The 25,163-nt window shown below is 72.6% G+C and carries 23 protein-coding genes and 1 riboswitch; of the genes, 17 read left to right on the top strand and 6 right to left on the bottom strand.

Going from position 1 to position 25,163, the window contains the following annotated elements:
* The first annotated feature begins 55 nt into the window (after nt 1–55).
* The 3 genes from metK to AB0B98_RS28975 all read left to right on the top strand — a co-directional run bounded on the left by metK (nt 56) and on the right by AB0B98_RS28975 (nt 4,460).
* Nucleotides 56–1,249, top strand: coding sequence for a methionine adenosyltransferase (gene metK, locus AB0B98_RS28965; RefSeq protein ID WP_357366683.1), 1,194 nt, complete (start codon nt 56–58; stop codon nt 1,247–1,249).
* Nucleotides 1,250–1,308: 59 nt separating this feature from the next.
* On the top strand, nt 1,309–3,219 hold the full coding sequence (locus AB0B98_RS28970; RefSeq protein WP_357366685.1) for a primosomal protein N': 1,911 nt from the start codon (nt 1,309–1,311) through the stop codon (nt 3,217–3,219).
* Between the two features lie 257 nt (nt 3,220–3,476).
* Nucleotides 3,477–4,460, top strand: coding sequence for an AAA family ATPase (locus tag AB0B98_RS28975; protein ID WP_357366687.1), 984 nt, complete (start codon nt 3,477–3,479; stop codon nt 4,458–4,460).
* A 79-nt stretch (nt 4,461–4,539) separates the two neighbouring features.
* Here the strand turns inward: AB0B98_RS28975 and AB0B98_RS28980 are convergent, their stop codons facing one another.
* Entirely contained in the window at nt 4,540–5,820 is a 1,281-nt protein-coding gene (locus tag AB0B98_RS28980; protein ID WP_357366689.1) for a hypothetical protein, read from the bottom strand.
* Nucleotides 5,821–6,059: 239 nt separating this feature from the next.
* Here AB0B98_RS28980 and AB0B98_RS28985 point away from each other — a divergent pair, with 239 nt between their 5' ends.
* The 4 genes from AB0B98_RS28985 to AB0B98_RS29000 all read left to right on the top strand — a co-directional run bounded on the left by AB0B98_RS28985 (nt 6,060) and on the right by AB0B98_RS29000 (nt 11,551).
* On the top strand, nt 6,060–8,543 hold the full coding sequence (locus tag AB0B98_RS28985; protein WP_357366691.1) for a tetratricopeptide repeat protein: 2,484 nt from the start codon (nt 6,060–6,062) through the stop codon (nt 8,541–8,543).
* An 85-nt stretch (nt 8,544–8,628) separates the two neighbouring features.
* Entirely contained in the window at nt 8,629–9,186 is a 558-nt protein-coding gene (def, locus tag AB0B98_RS28990) for a peptide deformylase (protein WP_091401921.1), read from the top strand.
* A gap of 5 nt (nt 9,187–9,191) precedes the next feature.
* Nucleotides 9,192–10,118 carry a methionyl-tRNA formyltransferase gene (gene fmt, locus AB0B98_RS28995; RefSeq protein WP_238671592.1) on the top strand — a complete coding sequence of 309 codons (927 nt, stop codon included), beginning with the start codon at nt 9,192–9,194 and terminating at the stop codon, nt 10,116–10,118.
* Entirely contained in the window at nt 10,115–11,551 is a 1,437-nt protein-coding gene (locus AB0B98_RS29000; RefSeq protein ID WP_238671591.1) for a transcription antitermination factor NusB, read from the top strand. Before fmt ends, AB0B98_RS29000 begins: the two co-directional genes overlap by 4 nt.
* 85 nt (nt 11,552–11,636) lie before the next feature.
* Here the strand turns inward: AB0B98_RS29000 and AB0B98_RS29005 are convergent, their stop codons facing one another.
* Together AB0B98_RS29005 and AB0B98_RS29010 are read right to left on the bottom strand one after the other, a co-directional pair.
* Entirely contained in the window at nt 11,637–12,527 is an 891-nt protein-coding gene (locus AB0B98_RS29005) for a septum formation family protein (protein WP_357366746.1), read from the bottom strand.
* 82 nt (nt 12,528–12,609) lie between these two features.
* A complete protein-coding gene (locus AB0B98_RS29010) occupies nt 12,610–13,500 on the bottom strand; it encodes a septum formation family protein (protein WP_238671590.1) in 891 nt (296 codons plus the stop codon).
* A 254-nt stretch (nt 13,501–13,754) separates the two neighbouring features.
* On the opposite strand from AB0B98_RS29010, the gene rpe reads away from it, so the two are divergent.
* The 7 genes from rpe to ribH all read left to right on the top strand — a co-directional run bounded on the left by rpe (nt 13,755) and on the right by ribH (nt 19,971).
* Nucleotides 13,755–14,435: a ribulose-phosphate 3-epimerase gene (gene rpe / locus AB0B98_RS29015; RefSeq protein ID WP_357366693.1), complete on the top strand. Its 681-nt coding sequence runs from the start codon at nt 13,755–13,757 to the stop codon at nt 14,433–14,435.
* A 1-nt stretch (nt 14,436) separates the two neighbouring features.
* On the top strand, nt 14,437–15,393 hold the full coding sequence (locus AB0B98_RS29020) for a response regulator (RefSeq protein ID WP_238671588.1): 957 nt from the start codon (nt 14,437–14,439) through the stop codon (nt 15,391–15,393).
* A 78-nt stretch (nt 15,394–15,471) separates the two neighbouring features.
* A riboswitch (FMN riboswitch) is annotated at nt 15,472–15,642 on the top strand.
* Nucleotides 15,643–15,809: 167 nt separating this feature from the next.
* Nucleotides 15,810–16,871 carry a bifunctional diaminohydroxyphosphoribosylaminopyrimidine deaminase/5-amino-6-(5-phosphoribosylamino)uracil reductase RibD gene (ribD, locus tag AB0B98_RS29025; protein ID WP_357366695.1) on the top strand — a complete coding sequence of 354 codons (1,062 nt, stop codon included), beginning with the start codon at nt 15,810–15,812 and terminating at the stop codon, nt 16,869–16,871.
* Between the two features lies 1 nt (nt 16,872).
* Nucleotides 16,873–17,517 (top strand): riboflavin synthase, encoded by a 645-nt coding sequence (locus tag AB0B98_RS29030; protein ID WP_357366696.1) that lies wholly within the window; start codon nt 16,873–16,875, stop codon nt 17,515–17,517.
* A complete protein-coding gene (pnuC, locus tag AB0B98_RS29035) occupies nt 17,517–18,206 on the top strand; it encodes a nicotinamide riboside transporter PnuC (RefSeq protein WP_112584599.1) in 690 nt (229 codons plus the stop codon). The genes AB0B98_RS29030 and pnuC overlap by 1 nt, the downstream gene beginning before the upstream one ends.
* Complete coding sequence (locus AB0B98_RS29040) at nt 18,203–19,468, top strand: bifunctional 3,4-dihydroxy-2-butanone-4-phosphate synthase/GTP cyclohydrolase II (protein WP_238671585.1); 1,266 nt, start codon at nt 18,203–18,205, stop codon at nt 19,466–19,468. Before pnuC ends, AB0B98_RS29040 begins: the two co-directional genes overlap by 4 nt.
* 2 nt (nt 19,469–19,470) lie before the next feature.
* Nucleotides 19,471–19,971: a 6,7-dimethyl-8-ribityllumazine synthase gene (gene ribH, locus AB0B98_RS29045; RefSeq protein WP_091401939.1), complete on the top strand. Its 501-nt coding sequence runs from the start codon at nt 19,471–19,473 to the stop codon at nt 19,969–19,971.
* Nucleotides 19,972–20,014: 43 nt separating this feature from the next.
* Here the strand turns inward: ribH and AB0B98_RS29050 are convergent, their stop codons facing one another.
* Genes AB0B98_RS29050 through AB0B98_RS29060 form a run of 3 tightly spaced genes read right to left on the bottom strand, consistent with a single transcriptional unit; the run spans nt 20,015 to nt 22,467 of the window.
* Nucleotides 20,015–20,758, bottom strand: coding sequence for an amino acid ABC transporter ATP-binding protein (locus tag AB0B98_RS29050; protein WP_357366697.1), 744 nt, complete (start codon nt 20,756–20,758; stop codon nt 20,015–20,017).
* Nucleotides 20,759–20,761: 3 nt separating this feature from the next.
* Nucleotides 20,762–21,598 carry an amino acid ABC transporter permease gene (locus tag AB0B98_RS29055; RefSeq protein WP_357366748.1) on the bottom strand — a complete coding sequence of 279 codons (837 nt, stop codon included), beginning with the start codon at nt 21,596–21,598 and terminating at the stop codon, nt 20,762–20,764.
* Between the two features lie 5 nt (nt 21,599–21,603).
* Nucleotides 21,604–22,467: an ABC transporter substrate-binding protein gene (locus AB0B98_RS29060; RefSeq protein WP_238671584.1), complete on the bottom strand. Its 864-nt coding sequence runs from the start codon at nt 22,465–22,467 to the stop codon at nt 21,604–21,606.
* Nucleotides 22,468–22,600: 133 nt separating this feature from the next.
* On the opposite strand from AB0B98_RS29060, the gene AB0B98_RS29065 reads away from it, so the two are divergent.
* The 3 genes from AB0B98_RS29065 to AB0B98_RS29075 all read left to right on the top strand — a co-directional run bounded on the left by AB0B98_RS29065 (nt 22,601) and on the right by AB0B98_RS29075 (nt 24,931).
* Entirely contained in the window at nt 22,601–22,864 is a 264-nt protein-coding gene (locus AB0B98_RS29065; RefSeq protein ID WP_030335709.1) for a phosphoribosyl-ATP diphosphatase, read from the top strand.
* A 49-nt stretch (nt 22,865–22,913) separates the two neighbouring features.
* Entirely contained in the window at nt 22,914–23,759 is an 846-nt protein-coding gene (gene hisG / locus AB0B98_RS29070; protein ID WP_030488425.1) for an ATP phosphoribosyltransferase, read from the top strand.
* Nucleotides 23,760–24,457: 698 nt separating this feature from the next.
* Nucleotides 24,458–24,931: a PH domain-containing protein gene (locus AB0B98_RS29075; RefSeq protein WP_357366698.1), complete on the top strand. Its 474-nt coding sequence runs from the start codon at nt 24,458–24,460 to the stop codon at nt 24,929–24,931.
* The last annotated feature ends 232 nt before the right edge of the window (nt 24,932–25,163 follow it).

Genomic DNA, 25,163 nt, shown 5'->3' on the forward strand with positions numbered 1-25,163 from the left:
CGGCCGCAGTGGTGATTAGACTGCCGCGGAACGACCTCACACGCTTAGGAGTGCCGTGACACGCCGTCTCTTCACGTCCGAATCGGTCACGGAAGGCCACCCGGACAAGATCGCTGACCAGATCAGCGATGGCATCCTCGACGCGTTGCTGACCGAGGACCCCCACAGCCGCGTGGCAGTGGAGACCATGATCACCACCGGTCAGGTGCACATCGCCGGTGAGGTGACCACCAAGGCGTACGCCGACATCCCGACGATCGTCCGCCGGACCATCCTCGACATCGGTTACGACTCGTCGAAGAAGGGCTTCGACGGCGCCTCCTGTGGGGTCAGCGTCTCCATCGGCGCCCAGTCCGAGGACATCGCGCAGGGTGTGGACAACGCCTTCGAGCTGCGCACCGGTGCGTCGGAGAGCGCGCTGGACGCGCAGGGCGCCGGCGACCAGGGCATGATGTTCGGCTTCGCCTGCTCGGAGACGCCCGAGCTGATGCCGCTGCCGATCGCGCTCGCGCACCGGTTGGCCCGCCGCCTCTCGGCGGTGCGCAAGGACGGCACGATCCCGTACCTGCGGCCGGACGGCAAGACCCAGGTCACCATCGAGTACGAGGGGCTGCGCCCGGTCCGGCTGAACACCGTTGTGGTGTCCAGCCAGCACGCCGCCGACATCTCGCTGGACTCCCTGCTCACCCCGGACGTGCGCGACCACGTGATCGCCCCTGAGCTGGAGAGCCTCGGCCTGGACACCGACGGTTACCGGCTGCTGGTCAACCCGACCGGCCGGTTCGAGATCGGCGGTCCGATGGGCGACGCCGGGCTGACCGGCCGCAAGATCATCGTCGACACCTACGGTGGGTACGCCCGCCACGGTGGCGGCGCGTTCTCCGGCAAGGACCCGTCGAAGGTGGACCGCTCGGCCGCGTACGCGATGCGCTGGGTGGCCAAGAACGTGGTCGCCGCCGGCCTGGCCGAGCGGTGCGAGGCGCAGGTCGCCTACGCCATCGGCAAGGCGCACCCGGTGAGCCTCTTCATCGAGACGTTCGGCACCGAGACGGTGCCCGTCGCCTCGATCGAGAAGGCCGTCACCGAGGTGTTCGACCTGCGTCCGGCCGCGATCATCCGGGACCTCAACCTGCTCCGCCCGATCTACCAGCAGACCGCCGCGTACGGCCACTTCGGCCGGGAGCTGCCGGACCTGACCTGGGAGAGCACCGACCGGGCCGCCGACCTCAAGTCGGCCGCGGGAGCCTGACCGCCACCAAGCGCAGCGACCGGCGACCCGCTGATGGGTCGCCGGTCGCACGCGTCTGCGTGGATGTCGGACTGGCGCACCTGGACCGGCCGTTCGACTACCTGGTGCCGGCGGAGCTGGACGAGGTGGCGGTGCCCGGTACCCGGGTGAAGGTGCGCTTCGCCGGGCAACTCGTCGACGGGTGGTTGCTGTCACGCGCCGATGACTCCGGGCACACCGGCCGCCTCGCGTACCTGGAGAAGGTGGTCTCCCCGGAGCCGGTGCTGGCCCCCGAGGTCGCCCGGTTGGCCCGGGCGGTCGCCGACCGGTACGCGGGCAGCCTCGCCGACGTGCTACGGCTCGCCGTGCCACCCCGGCACGCGCGGGTGGAGAAGGAGCCTCACGACGAGCCACCCACCCCGACGGCCCCCACCGGGGCCTTCGACCCACGCGGGTGGCGCGACTACCCGGCCGGCCCGGCCCTGCTGCGGGCGCTCGCCGACGGCCGTGCGCCCCGCGCGGTCTGGTCGGCGCTGCCCGGTGAGGACTGGGCGGCCCGTTACGCCGACGCGGTGGCGGCCACCGTCGCCGGTGGGCGCGGCGCGGTGGTCGTGGTGCCCGACGCGCGTGACCTCGACCGCCTCGACGCGGCGCTCACCGGCGTCCTCGGCCCGGGGCGGCACGTCACCCTCTCCGCCGCGCTCGGCCCGGCCCGGCGCTACCGGGCGTTCCTCGCCGCTCGCCGTGGCCGGGTGCCGGTGGTGATCGGCACCCGGGCGGCGATGTTCGCCCCGGTGGCCCGGCTCGGCCTCGTCGCCGTCTGGGACGACGGTGACGACCTGCACTCCGAGCCCCGGGCGCCCTACCCGCACGCCCGCGACGTGCTGCTCACCCGCGCCCACCTCGCCGAGGCCGGCGCGCTGGTCGGCGGGTACGCCCGGACGGCCGAGGCGCAGCTGCTGGTGGAGACGGGCTGGGCCCCGGAGGTGGTCGCCGACCGGGCCACCGTGCGGGCGCGGATCCCGGCCATCGCGCCGACCGGGGACGACCCGCAACTGGCCCGCGACCCGGGGGCCGCTACCGCCCGGCTGCCCAGCCTGGCCTGGACGGCTGCCCGCGACGCGCTCCGCCAGGACCTGCCGGTGCTGGTGCAGGTGCCCCGCCGCGGCTACCTCCCGTCGATCTCCTGCGCCGAGTGCCGCACTCCGGCCCGCTGCGCGCACTGCGCCGGCCCGCTCGCGCTGCCCTCGGCCGGCGGCACGCCGGCCTGCCGGTGGTGCGCCAGGGTGGCGGCCGCGTACGCCTGCCCGGAGTGCGGTGGACGGCGGCTGCGGGCAGCGGTGACCGGCGCCCGGCGGACCGCCGAGGAGCTGGGTCGGGCGTTCCCCGATGTCCCGGTGCGCACCTCCGGGCGGGAGGAGGTGCTGACCGACGTGCCGGGTGGCGCGGCCCTCGTGGTGGCCACCCCGGGCGCCGAGCCGGTCGCCGAGGGCGGCTATGGCGCGGTGCTGCTGCTCGACTCGTGGGCCCTGCTGACCCGGGCCGACCTGCGCGCCGGCGAGGAGGCGCTGCGCCGCTGGCTGGCGGCGGCGGCCCTGGCCCGCCCTGCGCCGGTCGGTCGGGTGGTGGTGGTCGCCGACGGCGCGCTCGCCCCCGTGCAGGCGCTGCTGCGCTGGGACGCCGCCTGGTTCGCCGGTCGGGAGCTGGCCGAGCGTCGCGAGCTGGGCTTCCCGCCGGCCGTGCGGATGGCGAGCGTCACCGGAGCGGCCGAGGCGGTGGCGGACCTGCTGGCGGCGGCCCGGCTGCCGGACGACGCCGAGGTGCTCGGGCCGGTCCCGGCCGAGGAGGGCCGGGAGCGGATGTTGGTCCGGGTGCCCCGGGCCCGGGCCGCAGCGCTCGCCGAGGCGTTGCACTCGGCCGCTGGCGTCCGGGCCGCCCGCAAGGCCGCCGATCCGGTTCGTCTCCAGGTCGATCCGCTGAGCCTGTTCTGAGGCGTTTCGGCCGGTGCCGGCGGTCGCGGACCTCGCTCGCTGCCGGCGGCCCTCGCACACCGCGTCCGGCAGGGCGATGGCGTCCGAGTGGTAGCATCGCCCGTCATGCCAAGGCGTACGACGGGCTCCAGGTCGCGAGGGGGCGTCAGCCGCGCCAAGCTGGAGCCGTCGCGGGATGGCGCGACGATGGCGGGAACGCGTCGGTCGGGCGCGAGGTCGATGATGTCAGTGAGCCGGTGATCAGGGGTGGACCAGTCGTGACCGTTGGACAATCGATCGTCTTCAACGGCGACCTCGGCAGCGGCAAGAGCACCGTGTCGGTCGAGATCGCCAAGCGGCTCGGCATGCGCCGGGTCAGCGTGGGGGACCTCTACCGGGAGATGGCGCAGCAGCGGCAGATGACCGCCCTGCAACTCAATCTGCACGCCGAGCTCGACCAGGCCGTCGACGGCTATGTCGACCAGCTCCAGCGGGACATCGCCGCCTCCGGTGAGCGCCTCGTCATGGACTCCCGGCTGGCCTGGCACTTCTTCACCGACGCGCTCAAGGTGCACATGATCACCGAGCCGGGCGAGGCGGCCCGCCGGGTGCTCGCCCGACCGTCCGGCCCGGCCGAGAGCTACGCCTCCCTGGACGAGGCCAAGGCCAAGCTCCGGGAGCGCAGCGCGAGCGAGCGCAGCCGGTTCATCATCCGTTACGGGGTGGACAAGGCCCGCCTGCGCAACTACGACCTGATCTGTGACACCACCCGGGCCACCGCCACCGAGGTGATCGAGCACATCGTCGCCGCGTACGAGGGCACGCTCGGTGCCGAGGTGCTGCGCGACGGGCCGCCGCTGCTGCTGCTGGACCCGGCCCGGGTCTACCCGACCGAGGACATCGCCACCCTGCGGGGTCTGTGGGACACCGACTTCGTCGGTGGGGTGGCCGAGGCGGGCGACGAGGCCCTCGAACCGTTGAAGATCGGGTTCACCGGTGAGTACTTCTTCGTGGTCGACGGTCACCGCCGCCTCAGCGCCGCGCTGCAGAACGGGTTCTCCATGGTCCCCGCCCAGTTGGTCGCCGAGGTCGACGAGCCGGTGGTGGGTGGGATGACCGCGATCGACTACTTCGCCGCGCAGGTGCGCCCCGGCCTGATCTACGACTGGGAGTCGGCTCACAAGATCCAACTGCCGCTGCCCGAGCCCGCGCTGCTCCGTGGCGACGCGGTGCTCGCGGGCGACCCCGGCGCCAGCGTCTGACCCGGCGCGAGACCGGGCCGACGCGCGGGGTACGCGCGCCGGCCCGGCCACCGAGTCGTACGGCGGTCGCCGCGACGTCTCAGCCGAGGACGACGCCCGTGGCGCCGACGCCGGCCATGCCGGAGAAGATGTCCTCGTAGTAGAACCGCCAGGCGCAGACCCGACCGGTCTTCACGTAGCCGGTACAGGTCGTCGACGTGAAGGTGTCGTCGATGGCGGTGGTGGTGCCGGTCGCCCAGACCTGGAGCGTGTTCGCCGCGTTCACGATCTCCACCGGGCCACCGCTGTCGCCCTGACCGACGGCGTTGGCGCCGGTGGTGTTCTCCGCCTGGACCTGGCCGCAGACCTGACCGAAGTCGCGCACGTTGATGCAGAGGTTGCGGGCCTTCACCTGGATCGAGCAGCGGGTGCCGGAGTACGCGCCCGAGGTGCACACCCAGTTGCCGACCTGGCTGGCCGACGCGCCGATCACCTGGTTGCTGAACTCACTGACCACGTCGCCGTTCGCGGCGGTGCTGTTGTTGAAGACCCGGCCGCCGGCGCCGGCCGACAACAGCAGGGTGTCGGTGCCGGCGTTGCGGGTGCTGACGGTGCCCATCGACTGGCCGGTCGGATCGGTCGCGACGTTGTTGAGGTTGCCGCAGTGCGCGGCGGAGAGGATCCGCGCGTTCCCGTTCTTGAAGACCCCGAAGCCGGTCGAGCAGCCACCGCCGGTGGTGGTGTTGCGCCAGGCGGCACCGCCCCACCACGGCGCGCTGTCGTCCCACCGCGTCGCGGGCGCGGCGGCGACCCTGGTCTCCACGGTCACCGGCACGCCGGCCATGGCCGTCGCGCCGAGCAGCCCGTCCTGCGTGCCGACGAGCAGGCCGGCACCGTCGGCGCGTGGCCCGACAGTGGTGATCTCGTTTCCGGCCTTGGCCCGCAGCCGATCGGCTGCGGCGAGCAGTTCCCGCTGCGAGTACGCGGCGGGCAGCACCGTGGTGGCGACGGTGGAACGGGCGGTGGCCACCAGGCTCGCCGGCGGCTCACCCTTCCAGTAGACCTGGAGGTGGCGGGTGGTGGGGTCGGCGACGACGCCGGCGAAGCCGGAGTTCGGGCTGCGCTCGGCCACCTTCGTGATCCGCTCGGCGGCGGTGTTCATGCGCTGCTGCAGCCTGAGCAACTCCGACCAGGAGGCGAAGCCGCCGGGCACCGGTGTGCTGTCGACGAAGGATCCGGCGGTGGTGGCCTTGCCGCCCGGTGCGGCGGCGGCCGGGGTGGCGGTCACGCCCGCGGCGAGCAGCGTGAGACCGATCGCGGTGATGGCGACGCGACGCAACAGCGCCACGGGGCGTCGGGTGGTCGGTTGTGGACGGATCATCGGGTACCTCTTCCCCCAGGTGTCGTGGAGCGGGCCGGGCCCGCACCAGGACGGTGGCACTGGTGTCGACGCCTCGGGGCGGATCCTGGACGGGCCTGGACACCGTTGGACACCGCCGGACGGGGAAACCGTCCGTAGTGGAACTGTCATACATTGGCAACCATCTATCGAGCGGCGCGGGGCCGGAATTACCCTGCCCGTGCGCATCCGGGGGGCCGGATGACCGGGGTGGGGGTCGCATGTCTGAGCAGTGGATACCTTCCGGCACTCATCAGACGTCACATGGGTCACCCGAGTTGGCCCGCGCCGGCACCGAGGCGCAGACACTGCCCGAGTTGGCCGGACTGCTGCGCCAGCTACGCCGCCGAGAAGCCCGTCAGCAGGGCGAGACCCTGCTGACGTACCGGCAGTTGGCCGCGAAGACCGGCTGGTCGCGCGGGATCATCGGGGAGTACTTCGCCGGCAACATCCTGCCGCCGCCGGAACGGTTCGACGCTCTCATCCGACTGCTCGGGGCCACCCCTGCCGAACAGGGAGTGCTGGCCACCGCGCGGGACCGGGTCGAGGAGCGGCGTCGCAGCCCGAACCGCGACCGGGCCACCACCCGGCGGGCGGCGGCGCGGGCCAGGGCCGGCGGCCCAGGCGCCGACGCCACGCTTCACCGGTTCCCGACACCCCGCCAACTGCCCCCGGCGCTGCCCGGGTTCGTCGGGCGTGCGGCCCAACTCGCCCAGCTCGACGACGCATGCGCTCGCGCCGGGGGGTCCGAGGACGACGGCGTGGCGTCGGTCACCGTCATGACGTTGTCCGGTACGGCCGGGGTCGGCAAGACGACCCTCGCTGTGAACTTCGCGCACCGGGTCGCCGATCGCTTCCCGGACGGCCAGCTCTACGTCGACCTGCGCGGGTTCGATGCCACCGGAACCGTGGTGACGGCCGTCGAGGCGGTCCGCGGTTTCCTGGAGGCACTCGAGGTGCCGCCCGAGCGCATCCCCACCCACCTGCCCGCGCAGGTGGGCCTCTACCGCAGCCTGCTCGCCGGCCGCCGGATGCTGGTGCTGCTGGACAACGCCCGCGACGCCGACCAGATCCGACCCCTGCTGGTCGGCAGCCCGACCTGCCTGGTCCTGGTAACCAGCCGCAACCGGCTCGCCGGGCTGATCGCCGCCGAAGGCGCCCGGCCGATCGGCGTCGACCTGCTCAGCGCCGCCGAGGCCTGGCAACTGTTGGCCCGGCGGCTCGGCACGGACCGGTTGGCGGCCGAGCCGCAGGCGGTGGACGAGATCATCGAGCGGTGTGCGCGGCTGCCGCTGGCGCTGGCAGTGCTCGCCGCGAGAGCCGCGGAGAAGCCGACGTTCCCGCTGGCCACCCTCGCAGCCGAACTGCGGGCGGCGCCGCGACCACTCGACTCGTTCGACGGAGGGGACGCCGGCACCGACGTGCAGGCCGTCTTCTCCTGGTCGTACCGGAGCCTGACCCCGGCGGCGGCCCGCCTGTTCCGGCTCTTCGGCTGCCATCCCGGACCGGACATCGGGTTCGCCGCGGCGGCCAGTCTGGCCGGGCTGCCCCGGGCCCAGGTGCCCCGACTGCTGGCCGAGCTGGCCCACGCGCACCTCGTCACCGAGCACGCCCCCGGCCGGTTCGGCGCGCACGACCTGCTCCGGGCGTACGCGGCCGAGCAGGTCGAACGCCTCGAACCGGAGGGGGCCCGGCGGGCCGCGATCCGGCGTGGGCTGGACCACTACCTGCACACCGCGCACGCGGCGGCGCTGCTGCTGCAACCGGGACGGGACCCGGTCGCCCTCACCGCCGCCGCGCCGGGTGTGCTGCCCGAGGAGATCGCCGACCTCAATCAGGCGCTCGCCTGGTTCAGCGTCGAGTACCCGGTGCTGCTGGCGGCGGTCGCCCACGCGAGACGGGTCGGGTTCGACTGCCATGCGTGGCAGCTGGCCTGGACACTTGTGGACTTCCTGCAACGCCGGGGGCGGTGGCCGGACCTGGCCGTGGCCCAGCGCAACGCCCTGGCCGGGGCGCAGCGGGCCGGCGACCGACAGGGGCAGGCGAACGCCCACCGCGACCTCGCCCGGGTGCTGTCCCGGCTGGGTCGGGTGAACGAGGCGGCGAGGAACTACCGGCAGGCCCTGGTGATCTTCGCGGAGCTGGCTGACCACACCGGGCAGGCGCGCACCCACCGGGCGTTCGGCGCGATGCTCGACGGGCTCGGTCGGCACGCCGAGTCCCTGGAGCAGAGCGAGCGGGCGCTGGCGCTGTACCGGGCCGCCGGGCACGTCGCCGGGGAGGCCAGCGCCCGCAACGCGGTGGGGTGGGCGTACGCCCAGCTCGGCCAGTACGAGCCGGCGCTCGGGCACTGCCGGGAGGCGTTGGCGCTGCTGCGGACGACGGGCGACCGGCACGGCGAGGCGAACACCTGGGACAGCCTCGGCTTCATCCACGCCCGACTGGCCGACCACCGGGCCGCGATCCGCTGTTTCCAGCGGGCCCTCGGGCTGTACCGGCGGGTCAGCGACCGCTACGACGAGGCGGACACCCTGTCCCGGCTCGGCGAGAGCCGGCAGGCGGTGGGGGACGCGGCCGGCGCCGCGCGCACCTGGCGGCGGGCACTGGTCATCCTCGACGATCTCGGCCACCCGGACGCCGAGCGGGTGCGGGAGCTGTTGGCCGGGGAGCCCGCCGGTGACGCTGGGCACACCGGCGGTGGTTGAGCGAGGTGCGCCGCCCGGTGTCCGGCCGGGCACTCCGTAGACTGGTACGGCACCGCTCGTCCACCCGAAGAAGGAGCCGTCCCGCGTGACCGTCCAGCCCATCCGTCTGTTTGGGGATCCGGTGCTGCGCACGCCGGCCGATCCGGTGGTCGACTTCGACGCCGAGCTACGTCGGCTCGTCGCCGACCTCACCGACACGATGCGTGAGCAGAACGGCGCCGGCCTGGCCGCGCCGCAGCTCGGTGTGAGCCTACGGGTGTTCACCTTCGACGTCGACGACGTCCTCGGGCACCTGATCAACCCGGTGCTGGAGTTCCCCGACGAGGAGGAGCAGGACGGCCCGGAGGGCTGCCTGTCCATCCCCGGGCTCTACTTCGACACCAAGCGTCGGCAGAACGTCGTCGCCAAGGGCTTCAGCTCGTTCGGTGACCCGATGCAGATCGTCGGCACCGGCCTCATGGCGCGCTGCGTGCAGCACGAGACCGACCACCTCGACGGGGTGCTCTTCCTGGACCGACTGGACCCGGAGGGGCGCAAGGAAGCGATGAAGGCGATCCGTCAGGCCGAGTGGTACGACGCGGCGGCCCCGCCCACCGTCAAGCTCAGCCCGCACATCAGCGACCCCTTCGGTCTGGGGCGCTGACCCGGATGCGCGTGATCTTCGCCGGTACGCCGGCCGTCGCCGTTCCCGCCCTGGCCGCCGTCGCCGCCTCGCGACACGAGCTGGTGGCAGTGGTCACCCGACCCGACGCGCCCGCCGGGCGTGGGCGGGGCCTGTCCCGCTCGCCGGTCGGCGCGTGGGCCGACGAGCACGGCGTCGAGGTGCTCACACCGGCCCGCCCCCGCGAGCCGGAGTTCCTCGACCGGCTGCGCGAGTTGGAGCCGGACTGCGTGCCGGTGGTCGCCTACGGCGCGCTGGTGCCGCCGGCGGCCCTGGAGATCCCCCGGCACGGCTGGATCAACCTGCACTTCTCCCTGCTGCCCGCGTGGCGTGGCGCCGCACCCGTGCAGCACGCCGTGCTGCACGGTGACGAGCTGACCGGGGCCAGCGTCTTCCAGTTGGAGGAGGGCCTGGACACCGGCCCGGTCTACGGCACGCTGACCGACGAGATCCGCGCCACCGACACCTCCGGTGACCTGCTGGGGCGGCTCGCCGATTCCGGCGCCGGGCTGCTGGTGGCGGTGCTCGACGCGATCGCCGACGGCACTGCCCGCGCCGAGCCGCAGCCGGCCGACGGGGTGTCGCTGGCGCCGAAGCTGACAGTGGATGACGCGCGGGTGCGCTGGAGCGACCCGGCCTTCGCCGTGGACCGGCGGATCCGGGCCTGCACGCCCGCGCCGGGTGGCTGGACCACGTTCCGCGACGAGCGGGTGAAACTCGGCCCGGTCGTCCCGGTGCCCGACGGCCCCGAGCTGAAGCCGGGGGAGTTGCTGGTGGAGAAGTCCCGGGTGCTGGCCGGCACGGCGACAGTGCCGGTACGTCTCGGCGAGGTCCGCGCCGCGGGCAAGCGGGCGATGGACGCTACCGACTGGGCGCGCGGCGTCCGGGTCGGCACTGGAGAGGACTTCGCGTGACGGCACCGGAGGGAACCCGACCGACGCGCTCCGGCCCGTCGACCGGCCGTGGCGGGGACCGGCGTCCGGTCCGACCACCGCTGGACCGGCCGCGTCGCGCCGCGTACGAGGCGGTGGCGGCGGTGCACCGCGACGACGCGTTCGCCAACCTGGTGCTGCCCATCATCCTGCGGGAAGAGGGGTTGTTCGGTCGGGACGCGGCCTTCGCCACCGAGCTGACCTACGGCACCCTGCGCCACCTGGGCACGTTGGACGCGATCCTGACCGACGCTGCCGGCCGGGACGTGGCCCGGATCGACCCGCCGGTACGCGACGCGCTGCGGCTCGGGGCGTACCAACTCCTGCACACCCGGGTGCCGCCGCACGCCGCTGTCTCCTCGACTGTGGACCTGGTCCGTTCGGTAGCACCGGGCGCCACCGGTTTCGCCAACGCGGTGCTGCGCGAGGTGTCCACCCGTGACGCGGACGCCTGGGTGGCGAAGCTCGCTCCACCGATGGAGACCGACCCGGTCGGGCACCTCGCGCTGGCGTACAGCCACCCGCAGTGGATCGTGCGGGCCTTCTCCGAGGCGCTCGGCGGCGATCTGGGTGAGACGGAGCGTCTCCTGATCGAGGACAATGAGCGCCCGCCGGTGCACCTGTGCGCCCGGCCCGGCCTGATCGACCCGGTCGAGCTAGCCGACCAGGTCGGTGGTGCGCCGGGTGCCTTCTCGCCGTACGCCGTCTATCTGCCCGGCGGGTCGCCGGGCGACATCCCGGCGGTGGTCGACGGCCGGGCCCACGTCCAGGACGAGGGCTCCCAGTTGGTGGCCACCGCGCTCGCCGACGCGCCGCTGGACGGCCCGGACGGACGGTGGCTGGACCTGTGCGCCGGCCCGGGTGGCAAGGCCGGGTTGCTCGGCGCGCTGGCCGCGCAGCGGGGTGCCCGGGTGACAGCGGTGGAGGTGGCCGAGCACCGCGCCCGGCTGGTCTCCCTGGCGACCCGGGACCTGCCGGTGGCCGTGCTGACCATGGACGGCCGTGAGGTCGGCGGCGACCCGAAACTGCCGGAGCAGCACTTCGACAGGGTGCTTGTCGACGCGCCGTGTACCGGGCTGGGGTCGCTGCGTCGTCGGCCGGAGTCGCGCTGGCGTCGCCAACCGTCCGACCTGCCGCCGCTGACCCGGCTGCAACGGGAACTGCTCGGCGCGGCGCTGCGGGCGGTCCGCCCGGGTGGCCTGGTCGCCTATGTCACCTGTTCGCCGCACACCGTCGAGACGCACGTGACGGTGACCGAGGCGGCCCGCCGTAGCGGGGTTCCGGTGGACTTCGTGGACGCCCGCCCGTTGCTGCCGGCCGGCATGCCCGGTCTCGGTGACGGGCCGACAGTGCAGCTCTGGCCACACCGCCACGGCACCGACGCGATGTTCCTCGCCGTCCTGCGCCGAGGCTGATCCGTTCCATGCGTCCGGCCGGTCAGCCGACCGGCCGGACGCCGTGCGCTCACGCGCGGCTCGACCGAGGGCTTTGACACAGGCCCTAGGTGACCGGGAGGCCCTTGGTGCCGGCGTTCTTCATCGAGCGGGTCAGGTTCCGGTCGGAGATCCAGAGGAAGCACTGCACGCCCCGGTTCCCGTTGCGCCACTCCTCCTCGTACGGCTGGTAGTAGATCGTGCCGGCGCGGAAGTCGAGCTGGGAGTTGTCCGGAACCTTGGCGTACTTGGCGATCATCGTCTGGCAGGCCCGGTGGGTCCGCTTGGTGCTGCGGGTGAACTCGGCGTAGCTGGTGTCCGGCGCCTGCCAGACGCCGACGAACTCGGCGTGGTGCTTGGCGGTGCAGGAGACCGGCACCATCTCCTCGATGTCGTCCTTCACCAGCTTCGGATTGAAGCAGCGGTACGCCAGCGGGGCCGCTCCGGACAGCGCGCCCCGGAGGGTGCCGGTGCGCAGGTCGACCGCCGTGTCGTCGATGCTGGCGATCTCGGTGACGTCGCAGCGGTACCAGCGGGCTCCGCCCGACCAGGCCTGCGGCGACGGCAGCACGACGGTCAGGCCGAGTCGCCCGGAACGCCAGTCGGCCCCCACCGCCTTGTTGACAGCCGTGTCGCACCCGGTCTGCGCGGCCCGCATGCCGGCCGAGCCGGGCTGCGGGGGCGTACCGCCTTCGGCGCCCGGGCCGGTGAGGGTGCCGACGTGCATGGTCTCCACCCGGTGCGCCTCGGTGCACGCCGTCGGGTTGTAGCCGGTCAGGAAGCCGACCTGCTGGGAGCTCTGGTGGCAGACGTCGGCAGCGGGGACGAACTGCTGCGCCGCGACGGGCGCCGGCCAGTCGTCGATGAGGTCACTGTCGATGCCGGCGGGTGCGCCGCACCCGGCCAGCGCCAGGGCCAGCGCCCCACCCCCGGCGAACGCCGCCAGCCACCGTCGCATCCCGACCTCCCGCCGCTGCTGGCCCCCGACCGGACCCGGCCGGTCGATAGCGCCACGGCGCAGCAGCATACGGCAACGATGCTCAGATCGCGGGCAGTCCCTCGGGACCGGCGCCGCGCATCGAGCGGGTGAGTTTGCGGTCGTCGCTCCACAGGAAACAGCGCACTCCACGGTCGCCCTCCTCCCACTCCCGCTGCGACGGCGGGTAGTAGATGGACCCGGCCCGGTACGGCAGCTCGCTGTTGTTGGGCACCGCGGCGTACTCGGCGATCAGCGCCATGCAGCGCTGGTGGGCCTGTTCGGCGGACTTGGCGAACTCCGCCCAGCTCATGTCCCGTTCCTCGTAGACGCCAACGAACTCGGCGCGGTGCGGCTCGGTGCAGAGCACCGGCGCCATGTAGTTGAGGTTGTCGCCGATCAGCTTGGGGTCGAAGCAGCGGTGCGTCAGCGGCGTGTCGCCGATCAACGCGCCGCGCAGGCTGCCGGTGCGGTTCACCGGGCGGGTGTTGTCGATGCTGCCGGTCTCGCTGATGTCGCAGCGGAACCAGCGGGCGCCGCCGGCCCAGGCGGCCGTGGACGGCAACGCGAGGGACAGCGCGAGTCGGGCCGTGTGCCAGTCGCCGCCGAGCACCTGCCGGGCCCGCTGGTCGCACTCGGCGCGAGCCGTGCGCAGCGCCGAAGATCCGGGTTCCGGTCGGGCCTCGGTCAGTGCGTCGGGCCCGACGAAGGTGCCGACGTGGATGGTCTCGGCCAGGTGGTTGCGTGCGCAGTCCACCGTCTCGTACGTGCTGGCCTGCACGACAGTGGCGATCCGCGGCAGGCAGGTGTCGGTGGCGGGGGTGAACGGCTTCGGAACCCGCAGCGTCGGCCAGTCGTCGGTGAGATCACCGTCCGCGCCTCGGGCCGGCGTGCAGCCGGCCAGCAGCATCGTCGTGACGCTGGCCAGCACCAGCGCTGGAAGCCACCGTCGCATCGTCCGCCCTCCCGGGAGCTGGCGGCCGGTCGCCGCGCCCCGCGGCGAGACCCCGGCGGGCGTGCAGCCTACGGCACCGTCCCGGTTGGAGTGTCGTCGCGTTTCCGTCGATCGGCCAGTGGCTGATGTCTGTTCGTCCGGATTCGGAGGTCCGGAGCGTCCAATTCTGCACCAATGGTCATTGCTGGGTCACAGGGCGTCCCCAAAGGTGCCGCGATGCGGGTGGCGGGTGGCCACGTTCGTACACTGGCCCCGTGACCGTACCGCCGCCGATCGTCGCGCCGAGCATCCTGGCCGCCGATTTTGCCCGACTCGCCGAAGAGGTCCGTGCCGTCGAGGACGCCGCGGAATGGTTGCACGTCGACGTGATGGACAACCATTTCGTGCCGAACCTGACCATTGGGCTGCCCGTGGTGCAGAGCCTGCGGGCCGTCACGGCGATGCCCTTCGACGTGCACCTGATGATCGAGGACCCGCGCCGGTGGGCCCCCGGGTACGCCGACGCCGGGGCGTACAACGTCACCTTCCACGCGGAGGCGTCCGACGACCCGGTGGCGCTCGCCAAGGACCTGCGTTCGGCCGGTGCGAAGGCGGGCCTGGCCATCGACCGGGACACCCCGATCGAGCCCTACCTGGACCTGCTGCCCAGCTTCGACACCCTGCTGATCATGACGATCAAGGCGGGTTTCGGTGGGCAGCGGTTCATTCCGCAGCTGCTGGAGAAGGTGCGGACGGCCCGGCGGCACGCGTCGGCCGGGCACCTGGAGCTGCGCATCGAGGTGGACGGCGGTATCGCCGCCGACACCATCGAGCAGGCGGCAGCGGCGGGCGCCGACGCGTTCGTGGCCGGCACCGCCGTGTACGGGGCCGCCGACCCGGCAGAGGCGGTACGGCACCTGCGGGCACTGGCGGAACGCGCGGCGCCCGGGGTCTGAGGTGGAGCCCGAGGCCGACCGCAAGGACATCATTCTCGTCGTCGACGACGACGAGGACATCGCCCGGTTCGTCGAGTTCAACCTGCGGCTGCACGGCTTCGAGGTGATCCACGCCAATGACGGCCAGGAGGCGCTGGAGGTCATCGAGCGTCAGCGGCCGGACCTGGCGGTGGTCGACCTCATGATGCCCCGGATCGACGGGCTGGAGCTGACCCGCCGGCTGCGCGCCGACCCGATGACGTCCGCCCTTCCGGTGATCATGCTGACCGCCAAGGGGATGACTGTCGACAAGGTGCACGGGCTCAGCGCCGGCGCGGACGACTACCTGGTCAAGCCGTTCGACACCGCGGAGCTGGTCGCCCGGGTCTCGTCCACGTTGCGCCGCAACAAGGAGTTCCGGGAGGTCTCCCCGCTGACCGGGCTGCCCGGCAACAGCCGGATCCGTCGGGAGATCAGCGATCGGGTCCGCAACGGCGTGGACTACGCCGTCGGCTACGTCGACATCGACCGGTTCAAGAGCGTCAACGACCGGTACGGCTTCGTGCGCGGCGACGACTTCATCTCCGCGCTTGCCCGCAGCCTGCACCGGGCGGTGGTGGGCGTCGGCCTGCCACCGGCCTTCCTCGGTCACGTCGGCGGTGACGACTTCGTCATCGTCTGCGCCCCGGACCAGGTGCGCCCACTGACGTCCCGGGCGGTCGTCGACTTCGAGAACGCCGCCGACACGCTCTACGACCAGACCGACCGGGAGCGCGGCTTCGTCGAGTTGAAGGATCGGCGCGGCAACATCCGGCGGGCTGCCCTGGTCACGCTCTCCATCGGGGTGTCCCTCTCCGACGCCGGCAAGCGGTTCACCGACCCGCTCGAAGCGATAGCGGTGGCCTCGGAGATGAAGACGGTGGCCAAGAGTCAACCGGGCTCCTACGTGGCGGTGGACCGGCGTCGCGGCGTCACCTGAGCGTGATACCGCTGTGAAGTAGCTCGCCTAGGTGGCGGCAGAGCCGGATCGGCGTGTAAGACTTCCCGTGTACCCACCACGCGCTGGCGGGACTCGGTGAAATTCCGAACCGGCGGTGATCCACGGTCCAACCGTGGTCAGCCCGCGACCCGGACGGCTCTGCCGTCCGGTGGACCTGGTGAAAATCCGGGGCCGACGGTTGGGGGCGGTTCGTCCGCGCCCAGACAGTCCGGATGGGAGACAGCGCGCGGGACGGACGGGTCCGAGCCGGCCGCTGGCTTCAGCGTGCCGTGCCGACCCTCCGGGGGCGGCTGTGCCGTTCCCGGAATCCGCCACCGCCTGCCAGTGGCCCCATGGCCACCGCCTCCCTGACCGCCCGCGCGCGGACCGGCGAGTGAGAGGGCAGGGGCAGGGCGATGGCCAGCGTCTCCGTTGATGAGGCGATGCGGCGTGCGATCGAGTTGGCAGCGCGCGGGCTCGGCACCACCAGCCCCAACCCCGTGGTCGGGTGCGTGCTCCTCGACGCCGACGGCGAGGTGGTGGGCGAGGGCTTCCACGCCTACGCCGGGGGGCCGCACGCCGAGATCGTCGCCCTGGCGCAGGCCGGGCAGCGGGCCAAGGGCGGCACAGCTGTCGTCACACTGGAACCCTGCGACCACACCGGCCGCACCGGCCCCTGTAGTTCCGCGCTCGTCCAGGCCGGGGTCGGCCGGGTGGTCATCGCCGTACCCGACCCGACCCCTGTCGCTTCCGGGGGCGCCGCCACCTTGCGCGCCGCCGGGGTCCGGGTCGATCTGGGGGTACGCGGCGAGGAGGCCGAGGCCGGCAACGTCGCCTGGTTGACCTCGATGCGCCGAGGCTGGCCGTACGTGATCTGGAAGTACGCCGCCACGCTCGACGGGCGCTCCGCCGCGCTGGACGGCACCAGCATGTGGATCACCTCGGAGGCGGCCCGGATCGACGTGCACGCGCTGCGCGGCACCGTCGACGCGGTCATCGCCGGGGTGGGCACGGTGCTCGCCGACGACCCCCGGTTGACCGCCCGCAACCTGCGCGACGGCAGCCTGGCCATCCGGCAGCCGCTGCGGGTGGTGGTGGACAGCTCGGGGCGTACCCCGGCTGACGCCCGGGTCCGCGACGGCGCCGCGCGCACGTGGATCGCGACCGCCGACGAGGTCGGCGCGGACCCGGACGGCCGGGTCGACCTGTCGGCGCTGCTCGCGGCGCTGCACCAGCGCGGGGTCCGCGCGGTGCTGTTGGAGGGCGGCCCCCGGCTGGCCGGCGCGTTCCTGGAGGCCGGCCTGGTCGACAAGATCGTCGGGTACGTCGCGCCGCGGTTGCTCGGCGCCGGCCCGACCGCTCTGGTCGACGCGGGAGTGACCACCATCGCCGAGGCCATCGATCTGGAGTTCGTCGACGTTACGCAGATCGGTCCGGATCTCCGGATCACCGCTTTGCCCCGCAAAAGGGAGGGCTGAGATGTTCACCGGCATTATCGAGGAATTGGGCGAGATCGTCCGGGTGGCGCCGACGGCAGGCGATTCGGCGCTGCTGGGCGTACGCGGCCCGTTGGTCACGTCCGACGCCCGGCACGGCGACTCGATCGCCGTCAACGGTGTCTGCCTGACCGTCGTGGAGGTGGCCGACGGTGTCTTCACCGCCGACGTGATGGGGGAGACGCTGCGCCGCTCCGCGCTGGGCGCGCTGCGCCCCGGCGACCCGGTCAACCTGGAGCGGGCCGCCGCGCTCGGCAGCCGGCTCGGCGGGCACCTGGTGCAGGGCCACGTCGACGGCGTCGGTGAGCTGATCTCCCGGGAGCCGGCCGAGCAGTGGGAGACCGTCCGGTTCCGACTGCCCGCCGCCCTGTCCCGGTACGTGGTGGAGAAGGGCTCGATCACCATCGACGGTGTCTCGTTGACGGTGGCCGCCGTCGGCGCGGACGAGTTCGCCGTCGGGTTGATCCCGACCACGCTGAAGCTGACCACGCTCGGCGCGAAGGGCGTCGGCGACCCGGTCAACCTGGAGGTCGACGTGCTGGCCAAGTACGTCGAGCGGCTGCTCGGCGACCGGCTCACCCACGCCGACGCCAGCGGGGCGGCCGCGCAGCCGGGCGGGGTGGCGTGATGGGTCCGCTCAGTTGGCTGCTGGATGCCCAGGTGCACGTCGCCGGCTCCCCGGTGCTGGCCAGGGAGATCGTCGGCAACGCGTTCGGGCTGGTCTCGGCGCTGCTCGGGTTGCGCCGGCTGGTCTGGGCGTGGCCGGTCGGCATGATCGGTAACGCGCTGCTCCTCACCGTCTTCCTCGGCGGGGTGTTCGCGACCCCGCAGGAGCACGACCTGTACGGGCAGGCCGGCCGGCAGGTGTTCTTCTTCGCGGTCAGCGTCTACGGCTGGTGGCGCTGGCAGCGCAACCGTCGCGCCGACGCCGGGCAGGCCGCGGTCGTGCCGCGCTGGGCCACCGGACGGGAGCGACTGATGCTGCTGGTGGCCGCCGTGATCGGCACCGCCGCGGCATACCCGCTGCTCAAGGCCCTGGGCTCGTGGGGCCCGCTGCCCGACGCCTGGATCCTCACCGGCAGCCTGCTGGCCACGTACGGCATGGCCCGCGGTTGGGTGGAGTTCTGGCTGCTCTGGATCGCCGTGGACGCGGTGGGCGTGCCGCTGCTGCTGCGCGGCGGGTTCTACCCCTCGGCCGTCATGTACCTGATCTACGGCGCCCTCTGCGTCTGGGGCTTCGCCGCCTGGTGGCGCACCTCCCGCGCCGCCCGACCGGCGACCGTCCGTACGCCCATCTACACGGAGGCTGTCGCATGACCAGTTTTGGGGATATCGAGCAGGCGGTCGCGGACATCGCGGCCGGCCGGCCGGTCGTCGTGGTCGACGACGCGGACCGGGAGAACGAGGGCGACCTGATCTTCGCGGCCGAGTTGGCCACGCCGGAGCTGATGGCGTTCATGGTCCGCCACACCTCCGGGTACGTCTGCGTGGCGCTGACCGAGAGCGAGGCCGACCGGCTCGACCTGCCGCCGATGCACCACACCAACCAGGACCGGCGCGGCACCGCGTACACGGTGACAGTGGACGCCCGCGAGGGTGTCAGCACCGGCATCTCGGCGGCCGACCGCGCACACACCAGCCGGTTGCTCGCCGGCGCGGCGACCGACCCGACCGACCTGTCCCGGCCCGGGCACGTGGTGCCGCTGCGCGCTCGCGAGGGCGGGGTGCTGCGCCGCCCGGGGCACACCGAGGCGGGGATCGACCTGACCCGGCTCGCCGGGCTGCGTCCGGCCGGCGTGCTCTGCGAGCTGGTGAACGACGACGGCACCATGATGCGCCTGCCGGACCTGGAGAAGTTCTCCGCCGAGCACGGCCTCACGCTGGTCACCATCGCCGACCTGATCGCCTACCGTCGGCGTACCGAGAAGCAGGTCGAGCTGGTCGCCGACGCCCGGATGCCAACGAAGCACGGGGTCTTCCGGGCGCTCGGCTACCGCGCCGAGCACGACCCGGCCGAACATGTCGCGATGGTGCTGGGTGACCTCGGTGACGGCCAGGACGTGCTGGTCCGGGTGCACTCCGAGTGCCTGACCGGGGACGTGTTCGGCTCGCTGCGCTGCGACTGCGGGCCGCAGCTGGATGCCGCACTGGCTCGGGTCGGGCAGGAAGGCCGGGGCGTGGTGCTGTACGTCCGGGGGCACGAGGGACGCGGCATCGGCCTGCTGCACAAGTTGCAGGCGTACCAGTTGCAGGACCTGGGCCGCGACACCGTCGACGCCAACCTCGACCTGGGTCTGCCGGCCGACGCCCGCGACTACGGCACCGGCGCGCAGATCCTCTACGACCTGGGCGTGCGGTCGATGCGGCTGCTGACGAACAACCCGGCCAAGCGGGCCGGGCTGGAGGGGTACGGGTTGACCATCACCGGCCGCGAGGGGCTGCCGGTCGGCGCGCACCCGGAGAACATGCGCTACCTGCGCACGAAGCGGGACCGGATGGGTCACCTGCTGGACGAGTTGGACGAGGTGTCCGAGGCGCCGCTGGGGCGTCCGGTCGCCAACGACGAGATCGGAGCATGACGATGGCGGGTTTCGGTGAGCCGGGAGTCGAGGCGGTCGACGCCGCGGGGCTGACCGTCGGGGTCGTTGCCGCCCGCTGGCACGGCGAGCTGACCGACCACATGCTGGAGCGTGCGGTGGCAGCCGCCGAGGCGTGCGGGGCGCGTTCCGTGGTCGCCCGGGTTGCCGGCTCGGTCGAGCTGCCGGTGGTCGCGCAGGCCCTCGCCCGCCGCTGCGACGTGGTGGTAGCCCTCGGCGTGGTGGTCCGGGGTTCCACCGCCCACTTCGACTACGTCTGCCGTTCGGTCACCGACGGGCTGACCCGGGTGGCGTTGGACGAGGGCAAGCCGGTGGCGCACGGAGTGTTGACGGTGGAGACCATCGAGCAGGCCCGCGACCGCGCCGGTCTGCCCGGCTCGGCGGAGGACAAGGGCTGGGCCGCCACGGTGGCGGCGCTCGACGCGGCGCTGGCCGTGCGGACCGTTGCGGCGGGCAACGCCCAGCGGGTCGGCTTCGGCGGCTGACGCCTCTGGCGCCTCCGTCTCGGCCGTCTCTGAAGGCGGGCCTTCAGAGACGGCCGGCCTCGATGATCCGGCGCAGGAACTGCCGGGTACGAGGCTGCGTCGGCTCGCCGAGCACCTGCCCGGGCGGGCCGCTCTCGACGACCCGCCCGGCGTCGAGGAAGCACACCTGGTCGGCGACCTCCCGGGCGAAGCCCATCTCGTGGGTGGCCAGCACCATTGTCATGCCGTCGGCCTTCAGGTCGCGGATCATCGCCAGCACCTCGCCGACCAGCTCCGGGTCGAGCGCGGAGGTGACCTCGTCGAGCAGCATCAGTCGAGGTGAGTTGGCCAGCGCCCGGACGATGGCCACCCGCTGCTGCTGCCCGCCGGAGAGCCGGTCCGGGTAGGCGTCCGCCTTGGCGCCGAGCCCCACCCGGTCGAGCAGTTCCCGGGCCTGCGCCTCGGCCTCCGCCCGGCCCCGCCCGTGTACGCGGCGCGGCGCGAGGGTGATGTTGTCCAACACGCTCAGGTGCGGAAAGAGGTTGTACGCCTGGAACACCATGCCGATCCGCCGCCGGACCCGATCCGGGTCCACCCGTGGATCGGAGATGTCCTCCCCGTCCAACTCGATGGTGCCGTCGTCGAGTTCTTCCAGCAGGTTGACGCAGCGCAGCAGGGTCGACTTGCCGGACCCGGACGCGCCGATCACTGCCACCACCTGATGTTCGGCTACGGTCAGATCGAGGTGGTCGAGAACGGCGTGCCCGCCGAACTCCTTGCGCAGGCCCCGACAGCGCAGCAACGCCATGGGTCAGCCTCCCGACTGTCGGCGGGCAGCGCGTAGCGTCACCCAGTCGGTGACCGCGATCAGCGGGATCGCGAGGAGCACGAAGAGCACCCCCGCCACGACGTACGGCGTGTAGTTGAAGGTCTGGGCGGTGGCGATCTGCGCGGCGCGGACCGCGTCGATCGGCCCGGCCAGCGAGACCAGCCCGACGTCCTTCTGCAACGCCACCACGTCGTTGAGCAGGGGTGGCGCCACCCGACGGATGGCCTGCGGCAGGACCACGTGCCGCATCGTCTGCCGGTAGGTCAGGCCCAACGAGCGGGCCGCGGCGAGTTGGCTGGAGTGCACCGACTCGATGCCGGCCCGGAACACCTCGGCGAGGTAGCCGCCGTAGGTGAGGACCAACGCGATCCCACCCAGCACCAGCACCGGCGGCATGCCCTGCAACCGCAGCCCCGGCACGCCGAGGGTGAGCAGGTACAAGACGATGATCAACGGTAGGCCGCGGAAGGTGTAGGTGTAGCCGGCGGCCAGCGCGCGGACCGGGAAGAAGACCGGCCCGCGCAGCGTCCGCAGCACGGCGATCACCAGCCCGAGCAGCAGCGCGCCGACCGCACAGCAGGCCAGCAGCCGTACGTTGAGCCACAGCCCGCTCAGCACCGTCGGCAGCGCGTCGCGGGCGATCTCCGGATCCAGGAACGAGCGCCGGACCCGGTCCCAGCCCGGCGCCCCGGTCACCGCGATCACCAGCAGCGTGCCGAGCGCCGCCGTCGAGGACGCCGCGACGAGCACGCTGTAGACGGTCTGCCGACGCCGGTACGCCGACCGCCGCAGCTGCGCCTCCGAGGGCACCTGATCCAGGAGCGTCACCGCAGCTCGGCCGCCCCCGCCACCTGCGCGAGCCACTTCTGTTCCAGCTCCTTCAGGGTGCCCGCCGTGGTGAGCTGACCGACCGCCCCGCTCACGCAGGAGGTCAGTGGGGAGTTCTTGTCCAGCAGCAACCCGAACGCCTCTGGCGTACCGACCTGCGGCACCTGCCCGACGATCGTCGCGTCGGTGATCTCCGCACCGGTGATGTAGAAGGCGGTCGGAAGATCGACCACGAGACCGTCCAGCTGCCCGTTCTGAAGGGCCTTCTTGGCGTCGTCGTTGCTGTTGTAGACGTGCGGCTTGGCGGTCGGCTTGATCACGTCGGTGATCGCCTGGTAGCTGGTGGTGCCGACCTGCGCGCCGAGCCGGGCGTCCCGCAGCTCGGCCAGCGACTTCCGGCCGGCGATCTTCGAGGACTTCAACGCGATGACGGTCTGCCGCACCAGGTAGTACGGCGCGGAGAAGTCGACCGCCTGCTTGCGTTCGTCGGTGATGGAGAACTGGTTGATGTCGAAGTCGAAATCCTTCGGCCCCGGCGCGATGGCGGTGTCGAACTTGACCCGGATCCAGGTGACGTCGGCGCGGGCGTAGCCGAGCTTCTCGGCCACCGCGTACGCGACAGCGGATTCGAAGCCCTCGCCGCTGTCCGGCTTGTCCTTGGCGAACCACGGCTCGTACGCGGGCTGGTCGGTGGCGATGGTCAGCTTGCCCGGCGTACGCGTGGGCAGGCTGTCCTTGGCGCAGGACGGCGCTGCGGTGACAGTGGGGGTGGGTTTCTCGTCCTGTGGCGCGCATCCGGCGGTGGCTACGACGACGGCACCGGCGAAGGTGAGCGCGAGAAGACGTGAGCGGCTGGCCATGGCGGACAGCGTAGAGCTCCATGGGCATCGATCGACAATTGTCCCACCATGTTGGTAGGGAATTGTCCGCTTACTGGATTTCGGCGGACCCGGACGCGCGGTGCCGCCCGGGTGACTGGAAGAATCGTTCCCCGTGAAGACGTTCGAGGAGTTGTTCGCCGAGCTGCAGGCCAAGGCCGCCGCCGGCACCCCGGGCTCGGGCACCGTCGCCGCGCTGGACAAGGGCGTGCACTTCATCGGCAAGAAGGTCGTCGAGGAGGCGGCCGAATCGTGGATGGCCGCCGAGCACGAGGGGCCGGAGCGCACCGCCGAGGAGATCTCCCAACTGCTCTACCAGGTCCAGGTGCTGATGCTCGCCAGCGGTCTCGAGCTCAAGGACGTCTACCGACATCTGTGAGTGCCCCCACCCCTGTTGATCGCCAACCGGATCGAAGGAGCACTCCGTCATGCTGCGTGTCGCCATTCCCAACAAGGGCACCCTGGCCGAACCGGCCGCCCAGATGCTGCGCGAGGCGGGCTACCGCCAGCGCACCGACCCCAAGGACCTCGTCTGCCGGGACGAGGCCAACGACGTCGAATTCTTCTACCTGCGCCCGAAGGACATCGCCACCTACGTCGGCTCCGGTGACCTCGACCTCGGGATCACCGGCCGGGACCTGCTGATCGACTCGGCCGCGCCAGCCGAGGAGGTCGTCGACCTCGCCTTCGGCCGGGCCACCTTCCGCTTCGCCGCCCGCCCCGACGACATCGCCTCCGTGCAGGAGCTGGGCGGCCACCGCATCGCCACCGCGTACCCGGGGTTGGTCGAACGGCACCTCGGCGAGGTGGGCGTCAAGGCCGACGTGATCCGCCTCGACGGCGCTGTGGAGAACGCCGTACGCCTCGGTGTCGCCGACGTCATCGCGGACGTGGTGGAAACCGGCGCGACCCTGCGCCAGGCGGGCCTGGTGGTCTTCGGCGAGCCGCTGCTGCGCTCGTCGGCGGTGCTGGTCCGGCGCGCCGGCGCGCCCGCGCAACCGCAGGCCGAGCAGTTGCTGCGCCGCCTGCACGGTGTGCTGGTGGCCCGCCGCTACGTGATGCTCGCCTACGACGTGCCGGCCGGTCTGCTGGACCGGGCCAGCGGGCTCACCCCCGGCATCGAGTCGCCCACCGTGTCGCCGCTGCACCGCGAAGGTTGGGTGGCGGTGCAGGCGATGGTGCTCCGCGACGACGTGCACCGCATCATGGACGAGCTGTACGAACTGGGCGCCCGCGCCATCCTCGTCACGAACATCCACGCCTGCCGCCTCTGACCGTTCCCGTACCCGAGGCGCCTCCGTGGCTTGATCCACTCCGGTTTCTTGAAATGGGGGTGTCCGCACGCCAGGGACACCCCCATTTCCCTGAACCCGAGTGGATCTGGCGCGCCGACGCCGACCTTGCTGCGCGCGGACCTGGTGCTGGCGGACCTGGTGCGGGCGGACCTGATGCTGGCGGACCTGATGCGACCGGGACCTCGTGGGTCGAACCCGGAGACCCGCAAGGTGGGCCCGTCCGACGACCACGCCCCGCGAACAGGCGCAAGATCGCCCTCGATCCTGGAAATAGTGGCCTCAACGCCGCCCGATACCACTAGATCCAGGATCGAGCACGATCTTGCGGCGGGCGGCGGGCGGCGGGCGGCGGGCGGCAGGCCGGACTGGACGGACCTGGACTGGCCTGGGCTTGGACCTGGACTGGCCGGCCCTGGGCCTGGGCCTGGACTGGCCGGGCCTGGACCTGGGCCTGGACTGGCCGGGCCTGGACCTGGACCTGGGCCTGGACTGGCCGGGCCGGGCCTGGACCTCGACTGGCCGGCCCTGGACCTGGACCTGGACTGGCCGGGCCGGGACCTGGGCCTGGACTAGCCGGGCCTGGACCTGGACTGGCCCGGGGCCCTGGGTTCGGGCTCGGGGTGGTGGGTCGGCGGGTGGTGCGTTTGCTGGGCCAGTGCGGGTGGCAAACTGGTGGGGTGAGTGAAACCGAGCTGGTCCGCCTGAAGCCCCGCCGAATCCGCGTGGTCTGCTGGTCGGCGGCGGCTGCCCTGGTGGTGGTGTTCGGTCTGGTCGCCACGTCGCTGAGCGGCCCGACCGGCGACGGGTACGGCAGCTTCCAGCGCGGCGACCAGATCGCCATGATCGGCCTGGGCGTCTTCGGTGCGCTGGGCTTCCTGCTGTTCACCCGTCCCCGGGTGGAGGCGGACGCGCGGGGCATCCGGGTCCGTAACGTCATCAGCTCCTACGAGCTGCCCTGGGAGGTTGTCCGGGGTGTCCGCTTCGACCGGGGTGCGCCGTGGGCCAGCCTGGAGCTGCACGATGACGACCTGCTGCCGATGGTCGCGTTGCAGGCCGCCGACAAGGAGTTGGCAGTCGACGGGGTCCGCGCGCTGCGTCGGCTGCACGAGGCCCACCAGGCCCGCCTCGCCGAACGCGCCGTCGGTCGCTGACCCCGGATCGGCGCCCGACCGCGCCGATGACCGGGCCACACCGATGGCCGCTCCACACCGATGACCGGGCCACACCGATGGCCGCGCCACACCGATGGCCGACCGCGCCGATGGCCGACCGCGCCGACACGAGGCCGCAGGTCGTGCCCGGTTTGGGGGTCGTCGGGGCGCCGGTGTAGTGTTATCGAGTCGACCAGGCTGTCTCCGCGTGCGAGCAGACAGCCTTGAAAGC

The organism is Micromonospora sp. NPDC048947, from assembly GCF_040649495.1.
Lineage (GTDB): Bacteria > Actinomycetota > Actinomycetes > Mycobacteriales > Micromonosporaceae > Micromonospora > Micromonospora alfalfae.

Bases quoted from the DNA above. Each gene is read 5' to 3' on its own strand.
- AB0B98_RS29050 (WP_357366697.1), bottom strand. From the start codon at position 20,758: ATGGCGTTGCTGCGCTGTCGGGGCCTGCGCAAGGAGTTCGGCGGGCAC.
- AB0B98_RS29060 (WP_238671584.1), bottom strand. From the start codon at position 22,467: ATGGCCAGCCGCTCACGTCTTCTCGCGCTCACCTTCGCCGGTGCCGTC.
- hisG (WP_030488425.1), top strand. From the start codon at position 22,914: ATGCTGCGTGTCGCCATTCCCAACAAGGGCACCCTGGCCGAACCGGCC.
- AB0B98_RS29040 (WP_238671585.1), top strand. From the start codon at position 18,203: ATGACCAGTTTTGGGGATATCGAGCAGGCGGTCGCGGACATCGCGGCC.
- ribD (WP_357366695.1), top strand. From the start codon at position 15,810: ATGGCCAGCGTCTCCGTTGATGAGGCGATGCGGCGTGCGATCGAGTTG.
- ribH (WP_091401939.1), top strand. From the start codon at position 19,471: ATGGCGGGTTTCGGTGAGCCGGGAGTCGAGGCGGTCGACGCCGCGGGG.
- pnuC (WP_112584599.1), top strand. From the start codon at position 17,517: ATGGGTCCGCTCAGTTGGCTGCTGGATGCCCAGGTGCACGTCGCCGGC.
- AB0B98_RS29010 (WP_238671590.1), bottom strand. From the start codon at position 13,500: ATGCGACGGTGGCTTCCAGCGCTGGTGCTGGCCAGCGTCACGACGATG.
- AB0B98_RS29030 (WP_357366696.1), top strand. From the start codon at position 16,873: ATGTTCACCGGCATTATCGAGGAATTGGGCGAGATCGTCCGGGTGGCG.
- AB0B98_RS28980 (WP_357366689.1), bottom strand. From the start codon at position 5,820: ATGATCCGTCCACAACCGACCACCCGACGCCCCGTGGCGCTGTTGCGT.
- fmt (WP_238671592.1), top strand. From the start codon at position 9,192: ATGCGCGTGATCTTCGCCGGTACGCCGGCCGTCGCCGTTCCCGCCCTG.
- AB0B98_RS29005 (WP_357366746.1), bottom strand. From the start codon at position 12,527: ATGCGACGGTGGCTGGCGGCGTTCGCCGGGGGTGGGGCGCTGGCCCTG.
- AB0B98_RS28985 (WP_357366691.1), top strand. From the start codon at position 6,060: ATGTCTGAGCAGTGGATACCTTCCGGCACTCATCAGACGTCACATGGG.